Raw genomic sequence first — 11611 nt, 5'->3', positions numbered from 1 at the left:
CGGTCTTTTTTTAGTTACCAATTAATTAAATACAGCGATATTCCTAGCTCATTCTCCAGAGCGATTAAAAGAACTAAAATCTCAGTTTGCTAAAGTGTAAACACCACCGTGATAACAATAGTAAGCGTTGACTTTCATAGACAATAATTTCTCCATAGATTTAGTTGCCTGTTCAAGGTCTAACGTAAATTGAGGATTGGCAAGGACTGGCTGATCCCTTTCCAAGGCAATAGCGTCACCAGCTACGATAATGGAAGCGTTTTATGCCAGCTATAAGCGATTCAAATCCCTGACTCCCACACTGCAGAGTGTGTACGCTCCCAGCTGTGCTAATGTCCCAAAAAGATTAAAAGATGGCTGTTACTGGAAGAAGAACAGGCGGATTGGCCGAATGTTCATTCAACATCTTTTCCATCCAGATCATATCGTACCAAGTATCAAACTTATAGCCACATTTAGTAAAATAACCTACTTGTGTATATCCTAAGTGTTCATGAAAAATAGCACTGGCATTGGACAGATGAGCATCAGATGATGACGCATAGGCGATACAGGCATACAAATTGATAATGTTTTGCTTTTTCAGAGCATCTTCTAAAGCAAGGTACAACTGTTTACCAAACCCTTTACCGCGAACATTTACATCTAAATAAACAGTGGTTTCCACTGCCCAATCGTAGGCAGCCCGCGATTTGAAAGGGGACGCATACGCATAACCAATAATCTGACCTGCTTCCACAGCAACCAAATAAGGATACCGCTTCAAGGTATTACTGATTCGATCTGCAAACTCTGAAACAGACGGTACCTCATACTCAAAAGTGATGGCCGTACCAGTTACATAGGGTTCGTAGATTTTCAGCAAGTCTTTCGCATCGGCTCTTTGTGCTAAACGAATAGACAAGGTTGCACTCATTTTCATCGCCTTCTTTCAAAGCTGATTTTTTATAGGAACCAGCCTTATTTTTGATATTGTACTATAAAATATTGGGGAATTCTAGTTCTATTTCCTCGAACGATTACAAAAATTCATTTGAATTTGATATAATTATAATAAATACAAAGTCAGATTAATCAAGAGAATAAAAAAGAACTGCTGCAAAGCAACAGTCCCCATTATGGTGCGCGATGAGGGACTTGAACCCCCACGGTCGCCCGCTAGAACCTAAATCTAGTGCGTCTGCCAATTCCGCCAATCGCGCATATAGACAAAATGATTTCTATACCCTTGCAGCATAGAAATCATTTCTTCTCTTTTGGTGACTCCACCGGGAATCGAACCCGGGTTACCGCCGTGAAAGGGCGGTGTCTTGACCGCTTGACCATGGAGCCATTTTAAACCGGCGACGTCCTACTTTCCCAGGCAGCTGCCCGCCAAGTATCATCGGCGCTAAGGAGCTTAACTACTGTGTTCGAGATGGGAACAGGTGGAGCCTCCTCGCTATTGTCACCGGATATGAGTTTGAGAGCGTACTCTCAAAACTGAATAATATACATGCTCTATCAGATTTTTTCCTTGAAACCATTTTGGTCAAGCGCTCGACCTATTAGTATCGGTCAGCTCCATGCATTACTGCACTTCCACCTCCGACCTATCAACGTGATAGTCTCTCACGGGTCTTACCATTTCTGGAGGAAATCTTTTCTTGTGGGGGGCTTCGCACTTAGATGCTTTCAGCGCTTATCCCTTCCATACGTAGCTACCCAGCTATGCCTTTGGCAAGACAACTGGTGCACCAGAGGTATGTCCATCCCGGTCCTCTCGTACTAAGGACAGCTCCACTCAAATTTCTTACGCCCACAGCGGATAGGGACCGAACTGTCTCACGACGTTCTGAACCCAGCTCGCGTACCTCTTTAATGGGCGAACAGCCCAACCCTTGGGACCTACTTCAGCCCCAGGATGAGACGAGCCGACATCGAGGTGCCAAACACCGCCGTCGATGTGGACTCTTGGGCGGTATCAGCCTGTTATCCCCAGGGTAGCTTTTATCCGTTGAGCGATGGCCCTTCCACTCGGTACCACCGGATCACTAAGCCCGACTTTCGTCCCTGCTCGACTTGTTGGTCTCGCAGTCAAGCTCCCTTCTGCCTTTACACTCTTCGCGCGATTTCCGTCCGCGCTGAGGGAACCTTTGGGCGCCTCCGTTACTCTTTAGGAGGCGACCGCCCCAGTCAAACTGCCCGCCTGACACTGTCCCAGTACCGGTTCACGGTACATGGTTAGAACTTCAACGTTACAAGAGTGGTATCCCAACGGTGGCTCCGCTAAAACTGGCGTCCTAGCTTCGTAGCCTCCCACCTATCCTGTACATGCAACGCCGAAATCCAATATCAAGCTGCAGTAAAGCTCCATGGGGTCTTTCCGTCCTGCTGCGGGTAACCGGCATCTTTACCGGTACTACAATTTCACCGAGTCTATTGTTGAGACAGTGCCCAGATCGTTACGCCTTTCGTGCGGGTCGGAACTTACCCGACAAGGAATTTCGCTACCTTAGGACCGTTATAGTTACGGCCGCCGTTTACTGGGGCTTAAGTTCATGCCTTCGGTTACCCTAAGCAGTCCCCTTAACCTTCCAGCACCGGGCAGGCGTCAGCCCCTATACTTCAGCTTTCGCTTTTGCAGAGACCTGTGTTTTTGGTAAACAGTCGCCTGGGCCTTTTCACTGCGGCCTGCTTTCGCAGGCACCCCTTCTCCCGAAGTTACGGGGTTATTTTGCCGAGTTCCTTAACAATAGTTCTCTCGCTCACCTTAGGATTCTCTCCTCATCTACCTGTGTCGGTTTACGGTACGGGCACCTACATTCTCGCTAGCGGCTTTTCTTGACAGTGTGAAATCAGCTGCTTCGGTACTTTATTTCCCTCCCCATCACGCCTCAGAATTGAACAAGCGGATTTGCCTACCTGTTCTCCCTTGACGCTTAGACGCACTCTACCAACGGTGCGCTCAGCTTATCCTTCTGTGTCCCCACTTCGCTCAAACGAATTTCGGTGGTACTGGAATCTCAACCAGTTGTCCATCGCCTACAGCGTTCGCTCTCGGCTTAGGCCCCGACTAACCCTGAGTGGACGAACCTTCCTCAGGAAACCTTAGATTTTCGGTGGACAGGATTCTCACCTGCCTTACGCTACTCATGCCAACATTCTCTCTCGTATGCAGTCCACCAAGCCTTCCGGCTTCGCTTCTGCCCGCATACGATGCTCCTCTACCAATTATCTTACGATAATTCCAAAGCTTCGGTAGTAAGTTTTAGCCCCGTTTATCTTCGGCGCAGAGCCACTCGACTAGTGAGCTATTACGCACTCTTTAAATGAGTGGCTGCTTCTAAGCCAACATCCTAGCTGTTTATGCAGCTCCACATCCTTTTCCACTTAACTTACATTTTGGGACCTTAGCTGTTGGTCTGGGCTGTTTCCCTTTCGACTATGAAACTTATCTCACATAGTCTGACTCCCAAGTTTAATACTTCGGCATTCGGAGTTTGATAGTTTTCGGTAACCGGTGAAGGCCCCTAGAACATTCAGTGCTCTACCTCCGAGTATCATTTTCCTTGAGGCTAGCCCTAAAGCTATTTCGAGGAGAACCAGCTATATCCGGGTTCGATTGGAATTTCACCGCTATCCACACGTCATCCCAGCCTTTTTCAACAGACATGAGTTCGGTCCTCCACGAGATTTTACTCTCGCTTCAACCTGCACATGGATAGGTCACCCGGTTTCGGGTCTACAGCATGCAACTAACCGCCCTATTCAGACTCGCTTTCGCTACGGCTCCAGTGCTCCAGCACCTTAACCTTGCTACATACCATAACTCGTTGGCCCGTTCTACAAAAAGTACAAGGTCACTTGCGCTCCCTTTGCTTGTAAGCATAAGGTTTCAGGTTCTATTTCACTCCCCTCCCGGGGTTCTTTTCACCTTTCCCTCACGGTACTGTTCACTATCGGTCACTAGGTAGTATTTAGGCTTGGGGGGTGGGCCCCCCGGCTTCCCACCGGGTTTCACGTGTCCGGTGGTACTCTGGATTCACTCTGCATCTTGTGCATTTCGTCTACGGGACTTTTACCCTCTTCGGTTTGCCTTTCCAGACAACTTTGACTATACACGCCATACGTGATGAGTGTCCACAACCCCAGTGCAAGCACTGGTTTGGCCTCTTTCCCTTTCGCTCGCCGCTACTTAGGAAATCGATGTTTCTTTCTCTTCCTCCGGGTACTTAGATGTTTCAGTTCCCCGGGTTACCTTCTCTATGACTATTTTATTCATCATAGGATACCTACGCATTACCATAGGTGGGTTCCCCCATTCGGACATCTGCGGGTTGACGGATGTTTGCTCCTCACCGCAGCTTTTCGCAGCTTGCCACGTCCTTCATCGGCTCCTAGTGCCAAGGCATTCACCTTATGCTCTTATTTGCTTGACCAGCAATTTACCTGTTTAGCGTTAAACAGGATTTAGTTTGTTAAGAAACTTCGTCATTCACACTTGTGTAAAGACTTGCATTTCTTCTGGTTTCTCGGTTGAAATCGTAGTTTCCCCTTAACAATTCTAAAAAGACTTGTCTTAGTTTAACTGTTCTTTTGTTATCTTTCGATAACCTCGATTTCGTATCTATTTTTGTGTGTTATTAACACTTCTGATATTTATTTGCATATTATTCAGTTTTCAAAGTACGTTTAGAACTTTTTAAAGTTCTGGTGGGCTTGGGAGGACTCGAACCTCCGACCTCACGCTTATCAGGCGTGCGCTCTAACCACCTGAGCTACAAGCCCATGAAAAAAACTCATAGTGTAAAAGTTAGTCTCCTTAGAAAGGAGGTGATCCAGCCGCACCTTCCGATACGGCTACCTTGTTACGACTTCACCCTAGTCATTGATTTTGCCTTAGGCAGCCTATTTACTGGCCGACTTTGGGCACCCCCAACTTCCATGGTGTGACGGGCGGTGTGTACAAGACCCGGGAACGCATTCACCGCAGCATTCTGATCTGCGATTACTAGCAACTCCAACTTCATGTAGGCGAGTTGCAGCCTACAATCCGAACTGGGACTGGTTTTGGAGATTTGCTCCACCTCACGGTCTTGCGTCTCTCTGTACCAGCCATTGTAGCACGTGTGTAGCCCAGAACATAAGGGGCATGATGATTTGACGTCATCCCCACCTTCCTCCGTGTTATCCACGGCAGTCTCAATAGAGTGCCCATCTTACTGCTGGCAACTATTGACAAGGGTTGCGCTCGTTGCGGGACTTAACCCAACATCTCACGACACGAGCTGACGACAACCATGCACCACCTGTCTCCTCTGTCCCGAAGGAAGATCCCGGTTAAGGGACTGTCAGAGGGATGTCAAGTCCTGGTAAGGTTCTTCGCGTTGCTTCGAATTAAACCACATGCTCCGCTGCTTGTGCGGGTCCCCGTCAATTCCTTTGAGTTTCACACTTGCGTGCGTACTCCCCAGGCGGAGCACTTAATGCGTTAACTGCGGCACCGAAGTCTTGCGACCCCGACACCTAGTGCTCATCGTTTACGGCGTGGACTACCAGGGTATCTAATCCTGTTTGCTCCCCACGCTTTCGTGCCTCAGTGTCAGTTACAGTCCAGAAAGCCGCCTTCGCCACTGGTGTTCCTCCTAATATCTACGCATTTCACCGCTACACTAGGAATTCCGCTTTCCTCTCCTGCACTCAAGTCTCACAGTTCGCAGGGCTTACAATGGTTAAGCCACTGCCTTTCACCCCACGCTTACAAGACCACCTACGCACTCTTTACGCCCAATAATTCCGGATAACGCTCGCCCCCTACGTATTACCGCGGCTGCTGGCACGTAGTTAGCCGGGGCTTCCTCCTTGGGTACCGTCATTTGTTTCTTCCCCAAGGACAGAGCTTTACGACCCAAAGGCCTTCTTCGCTCACGCGGCGTTGCTGCATCAGGCTTTCGCCCATTGTGCAATATTCCCCACTGCTGCCTCCCGTAGGAGTTTGGACCGTGTCTCAGTTCCAATGTGGCCGATTACCCTCTCAGGTCGGCTACTGATCGTTGCCTTGGTAGGCCGTTACCCTACCAACTAGCTAATCAGACGCAGGCCCATCTCATGCCGATAAATCTTTGACAAGAAAAACATGTGTTTCCCTTGCATCATGAGGTTTTAATCCCGGTTTCCCGAGGCTATCCCTCTGCATGAGGCAGGTTGCCTACGCGTTACTCACCCGTCCGCCGCTTTCCATTTACGCACTCTTCCGAAGATTTGTTTGTAAATTTCTCGCTCGACTTGCATGTGTTAGGCACGCCGCCAGCGTTCATCCTGAGCCAGGATCAAACTCTTTGTAAATGGTATTTAAGTCAGATTGCTCTGATTCAAATCAAGTTTGTCTTTCGACTCAAGCTAAACACATTTGCGTTTGCTTGTTCTATTCTTCACGTTTCCGTAAATCCTAGAATTATTGTTTTTAAGAAATTGTACGTTGACTTCCAAAACAAGTTTGGTTATCTTACCAATCATGCTGATTGATTGTACTTAGTTTGGAGAATAACTTAATATTCTCTTGACTAATTCTTTTACACTATGAAGTTTTCAAGGTTCATGCGCTTCTATAGCCGAAGCTATCAGCGCCGTTCCGCTAAGGAACTTTTATATCTTACTACCATCTCGCAAATTTGTCAACATCTTTTTTCCTTTTTTGCAAATTTATTCATAAATTCGATTTCATTGTGTATAAAACAATATACTGAATGATTTAGGTGTCGTTTTCAAGAAAACAACAAGATGTAGTGCTCAGCTTTTCAGTTGAGCAGGCACTGTTTCACGAGACAGCTTTAATAGATTACCAAAATCCGTCGCCTATGTCAACTACTTTTTTCTAATTTTCTACTCTTTTTTAGCAGGAACAATAGCTACCTCATTTTTTGCTGACTTTGACATATCTATAGCGGCCTGAACAAGCTGCTGGAAAGACACCCCTGAAGTGGAAGCTCCACTGACCGCGTCTACCCCCTCTGCCGATTGCTTTTCAAGAACCTGTTTTCCATATTGCCTAGTGTACCGGTTGGGATAGGTATGCTGAATGGCATTCATCTGCCTCATGTAGGCCATGTCCCAGGATTTGATAAAGCCGCTGGCATTTTTAGCGTTATATTCTACCGACACAATCTCTTGATCCTTTACATAAATAGTGACAAATTCTTTCCATCCATGGGAATAATCCGACATTTCTGCCGTAAAATATCCATCTTGTAGCGTGCCTTCTTTTGCTCCACAGCCAGCCAGCAATGAAATAAGAAGAACTAGCGCAAGGATCAACTGCAACCACTTTTTATTATGCAGGAAATATCGTTTGCTATTCATATTCCCCCTCCTTTTCTTCCTTCCCTCTCAGACTAAACCGGGCTACCAGCTTTTGCAGGGTATCCGACTGCTGGGTTAGGGTCTGGCTGGCTTCTGCGCTCTTCTCACTGGAAACCAAATTATTGCGCGACAACAAATTAATCTCGCCGATTTGATTATTAATATTCTCTAAGGCCACCTTTTCTTTGGCCACGGAGTCGGACAACAAGGTTGCAATCTGTCCCAACCGATCCGAAACAGCGGTTATCTGCTCTAGCGAGGACGCAGTCTGCTCTGCCCGCTGAACTCCTTCACCGATGGCTAGCTGAGAATGATCCAGCATAACAGCCGTCTGCTTGGAAGCCTGCCCGCTCTTCTCCGCCAAATCGCCAATTTCTTTAGCCACCACAGAAAAGCCCTTACCGGCTTCTCCTGCGTGGGCCGCTTCTATGGCTGCATTCAAAGCCAACAGATTCGTCTGCATAGCGATATCTTCTAAAAAGGCATTAATCTTTTTAATCTCCTCTGAATTGCTGTGTATACGGTCCATGGCGGCGACCATATTGTCCATATGCTCTTTCCCTGTAGACAGGTCGACCGTCATCCCTTCCATCAGTTGGCGCATTTCTGCCGACTGCCTGTTAATCTCCTCTACATTTTCTTCAATAATAATGGTCTCGCCGCTCAGATGGTGCAAGGCCTCTGCCTGTCCACTGGACCCTTGTTCAATCTGCACGGCATTTTCCTGAATATCATAAGAAGTCTGAGATACCTCTACCGCAGCTTGTTGAATGGCATACATCACCTGATTCAGAAATTCTACAATCTGATCCAGCGATTCTTTCATAATTACAAAATCGCCATCAAACTGACCTTGAACGCCCACGTTTAAATTACTGTTGGAAAGTTCCGACAGCACTCTGGAGAGTTCTGTAGTATATGTATTCATCCGCTGAACTGTATCCGCTAGGGCCTGAGAGAGAACCTCCGTTTCATCCTTCGTCCGCTCTACCTCAATGGTGGTGTGCAAATCGCCTTCTGCCAACGTCGCAATCCGCTGAGTTACCCGCCCTAGCGGTCTTTGGAGCCGTTTAGATAATCGCAGCATCATCCAGGCCGCAACTAGCAGCAGCAAGACAGTAATTAATCCGCTGACTAAAATAGCCCGGTTCGCTGCCGTCATGAAATCTTCCTGCGGAGCTGTGATTACCAAACTCCAATGAGTTCCTCGCACTGGTGAATAGCTGAAATATCGCTTATCCCACCAGCTGCCTTCCTTGGAAATCCCGGTCTGTCCTTGGCTCATCTGCTTGACCATGGTCTGAATCGTCACCCCATCCCCATAATGGTCAAAAATTGACTTGCCGCCGCTGACTTGCTCCATGTCCTGGTGGGCCATAAACTTGCCGTCTTCATTGATGATAAAAGTCGTTCCCGTCTTTCCGATATGAATATTGCTCATGATGTCATTTATCACATCGTACGCGTAGCTGCCCAGCAGATAATAAGCCACCTGTCCATCGGGGCCCATAATAGGCGTTCCCATAATAATCTCCAAACCAGCATCGGTACTTTGGGTATCGTCTATAACCAGATTCTGCGTTTCCTGTAATTGCTGGAATTGGCTTCTTGCTGAAATGTCCGCCGGGCTGTCCTCACTTCCCGTGTACAAAGTACCATCCGGCAAATACAGGGCCAACCAAGCAAACTCAATACCAGATTTAGCCTTGTCCAGTAGCTCTTGTTTAGCCTGAACGCTCATGGCCGGATTTGTAAAGGCTTCCGTATCTCCAATCATAAAGACCCGGTCTGTCATCATATGTAAATTAGCTTCCACGCTTTGGGCCGCAGATTTTGACATAGGCTGCATGGTATCTATTAAAATATAGTCGGTCAAGGACCTCATGAAAAAAATCATGACCGCCATTAGTCCCAAAGCTATCGTAAGGGCTATAATTGCCGTATTTTTTAATATTTTCTTTTGAATACTCTCTTTAATGTGTAGATCCACGTGTTCCCTCCCTTTCTCTCTTCTGACAGGATTTCTTCTATATGTAAGTTCACCTTAGCGAACTTGATTTTCTTCAAGAATGGCTAATAATGTCTTCTTCTGTCAAATATATGTACATTATAGTATATAAAATTTCCCTTCAAATAACAAGGGGCGAAATTGCTGCTTAATCTTCTGAATACAGCTAAAAAAATAGTTCTTTTGATTAAAAAAACATGAAAAAAGAAAAAATTAAAAATAAATAAATTTAGGGCTGTACATTTCCAAAATATATGCTATAATAGACAACGTAGTCAAAAAAATGGCTCCATGGTCAAGCGGTCAAGACACCGCCCTCTCACGGCGGTAACCCGGGTTCGATTCCCGGTGGAGTCACCAAAAAACAAAAAGTGCGATTGTAATAATCGCACTTTTTTTAGACTGTAAACAAGGAAAAGCTTGTTTACAGTCTTTTTCTTTATTTTGATTTTAAACACAGCCCATTTTTGATAAAAAAATATCCTGGCACTAGACAGATTTTCGTCTTGCCAGGATATTTTGTTTACAGCTTGAACCCAGTGCATTTCATGCTCTCGGGGATGTATTAACACAGCTTTAATTTTTTACCGCTAAATTCGATTACTTCACAAGCCAGTACCCTCAAAGGATCTACATAAAAGTCGTCTAAAGCGAGTTCTTCCCTAATTACCGAGAGCTCTGTACAAGCTAAGATAGCTCGTTTACAGCCAGCTTCTCTGATAAATTCATCCAGTACAGCCCATTTTTCCTCATCACAGGGCTTTCCGTTTTTTATTCGCTCATAGATTTGGTACATGACCATTTTCTGCATATCTTCTGGCAGGATAACAGGCACAACGCCCGCCTGCTCCAGCCGATCCTGATACAGTCTGGTCCGAATCGTTCCATCTGTAGCCAGCAAAGCAACCTTCTGTTCTCGGGCCTCCTCTGCCACCTGCTGGGCGGTCTCCTGTATCATGTGGATAATAGGTATACCAATTTCGTCTTTTATCCGGTCTGCGAAAAAGTGAGCTGTATTACAGGTGATGCCAATGGCCTGGCACCCACTTCTCTCCAGTATTTGCGCATCCGCTAGCAGCTGTGCCTGGACGTTCTCATAATCGCCCTTCAAGATGGCTGCGGTTCGATCGGGCATGGAAGAATCGCTGTACAAGAGCAGGTTCACATGCTCCTGATCGCAACCGGCATCCGTCATGTCGGTCACCATCTTGTAGAACAGCTGAGAGGCCATGGGGCCCATGCCTCCCAGAATCCCTACAAGTTTACTCACTTCTTTCACCTTCTGCGAATGACTGTCCGCTATATTCCGAGCTCTCAACCTGCTGAGGAACAAAATCCCCCCGATGAATTTCGCTGCCCTGTACATCGATAACTTCTGGCTTTAAACGGCCGCTGGCCATCTCGTAAAAAGCTACACCTGCCACAGTTAAGTAAGGCGTCAGCCAAAAATAAGGGATACTCCCAATCAGTGTGACAAGGTCACTCCACTGTGGCGCATTTAATGCTGTCGGTGTTACCACAATCATCATCGGAATGGCGGCTAAGATGGCCCAGCCAATGAAGCTCAAGCTTAGAAGAAAGAACTTCATCTTATTGCCTTTCATGATCCGTTTACTTTCAGCTAAACACTCCATCGGACTGTATTCCGGATAATCTACCATAACCAAAAATGCCTGACTGTACCGATACGCAGCAATAATTCCCGGTACAATAAACAAAATCGTCCATAAGAGAATAAACAGGCACATGAGCAGATAAAGCCCCATCGCCTTAAAGAACCGCTCAAAGCCATAAAAGATTTGAGCTATTTCCAAAGCATTTCCCCGGAATAGGTTGATACAGAAAATGGTATAACCTACGGTAAATGGTGCTGTCACTAAAAAAGTGTAAAGATTAGATAAAACCTCTGCATTAGCTTTACCATAAAAGAGCATATTTAAAATGGCAGCGGGCACCATCAGCGCCACAAAATATATAGCTGTAGCAACAGCTGCAATTTTCCACTTTCCTCGAAGGGCCACTCTCGCCAAGGCCCGGATATTACGGCAACTTTCCCATACGATATTTTGATTCATGTTTTCTTTCCTTCCTATTTTCTTGTTCATTTTATGTTATTAATATTTAATTATACATTCCATCTTCCTTTTCTTCAAGGGTTTTCCATCTCCCCTCTTATTTGTTAAGGTTTTATTAATATTTACATCCGAATGTCTTCTCGGTCAAAGGAGAGCTGACGTATGCAAACACACCCTTTAAACCACA

The 11611-nt window shown here is 46.2% G+C and carries 5 protein-coding genes, 4 tRNA genes and 3 rRNA genes; 1 reads left to right on the top strand and 11 read right to left on the bottom strand.

The window, feature by feature from the left end; translation table 11 throughout:
• Positions 1-346: 346 nt before the first annotated feature.
• From Ami103574_RS06895 to Ami103574_RS06855, 9 genes are all read right to left on the bottom strand, one after another.
• Positions 347-916 (bottom strand): GNAT family N-acetyltransferase, encoded by a 570-nt coding sequence (locus Ami103574_RS06895; protein WP_163065989.1) that lies wholly within the window; start codon positions 914-916, stop codon positions 347-349.
• Positions 917-1119: 203 nt separating this feature from the next.
• Positions 1120-1202: transfer RNA gene (locus Ami103574_RS06890), tRNA-Leu, on the bottom strand.
• Between the two features lie 55 nt (positions 1203-1257).
• Positions 1258-1332: transfer RNA gene (locus Ami103574_RS06885), tRNA-Glu, on the bottom strand.
• Between the two features lie 6 nt (positions 1333-1338).
• A 5S ribosomal RNA gene (gene rrf / locus Ami103574_RS06880) occupies positions 1339-1455 on the bottom strand.
• A 72-nt stretch (positions 1456-1527) separates the two neighbouring features.
• Positions 1528-4421 (bottom strand): 23S ribosomal RNA (locus Ami103574_RS06875).
• Between the two features lie 272 nt (positions 4422-4693).
• Positions 4694-4770, bottom strand: a tRNA-Ile gene (locus Ami103574_RS06870).
• A 38-nt stretch (positions 4771-4808) separates the two neighbouring features.
• A 16S ribosomal RNA gene (locus Ami103574_RS06865) occupies positions 4809-6327 on the bottom strand.
• The 16S, 23S and 5S rRNA genes sit together here with 3 tRNA genes alongside, the layout of an rRNA operon.
• A 537-nt stretch (positions 6328-6864) precedes the next feature.
• Positions 6865-7341, bottom strand: coding sequence for an FMN-binding protein (locus tag Ami103574_RS06860; protein ID WP_163065987.1), 477 nt, complete (start codon positions 7339-7341; stop codon positions 6865-6867).
• Complete coding sequence (locus tag Ami103574_RS06855; protein ID WP_163065985.1) at positions 7334-9331, bottom strand: methyl-accepting chemotaxis protein; 1998 nt, start codon at positions 9329-9331, stop codon at positions 7334-7336. The genes Ami103574_RS06860 and Ami103574_RS06855 overlap by 8 nt, the downstream gene beginning before the upstream one ends.
• Before the next feature lie 303 nt (positions 9332-9634).
• On the opposite strand from Ami103574_RS06855, the gene Ami103574_RS06850 reads away from it, so the two are divergent.
• Positions 9635-9709, top strand: a tRNA-Glu gene (locus Ami103574_RS06850).
• A gap of 205 nt (positions 9710-9914) precedes the next feature.
• Here the strand turns inward: Ami103574_RS06850 and cuyB are convergent.
• The gene (gene cuyB / locus Ami103574_RS06845) at positions 9915-10619 is read right to left on the bottom strand and encodes a cysteate racemase (RefSeq protein WP_246213212.1); all 705 of its coding nucleotides are present in this window, start codon (positions 10617-10619) and stop codon (positions 9915-9917) included.
• Positions 10612-11424, bottom strand: a complete 813-nt coding sequence (locus tag Ami103574_RS06840; RefSeq protein ID WP_163065981.1) for a DUF975 family protein — start codon at positions 11422-11424, stop codon at positions 10612-10614. The genes cuyB and Ami103574_RS06840 overlap by 8 nt, the downstream gene beginning before the upstream one ends.
• Positions 11425-11611 lie beyond the last annotated feature (187 nt).

The organism is Aminipila butyrica (assembly GCF_010669305.1).
Classification (GTDB): domain Bacteria; phylum Bacillota; class Clostridia; order Peptostreptococcales; family Anaerovoracaceae; genus Aminipila; species Aminipila butyrica.
The sequence above is the reverse complement of the archived record's forward strand: the minus strand, read 5'-3'. Positions and strand labels throughout refer to the sequence as shown.

Coding starts and splice junctions, on each gene's coding strand:
- Ami103574_RS06840 (WP_163065981.1), bottom strand. CDS start 11,424: ATGAATCAAAATATCGTATGGGAAAGTTGCCGTAATATCCGGGCCTTG.
- Ami103574_RS06895 (WP_163065989.1), bottom strand. CDS start 916: ATGAGTGCAACCTTGTCTATTCGTTTAGCACAAAGAGCCGATGCGAAA.
- Ami103574_RS06860 (WP_163065987.1), bottom strand. CDS start 7,341: ATGAATAGCAAACGATATTTCCTGCATAATAAAAAGTGGTTGCAGTTG.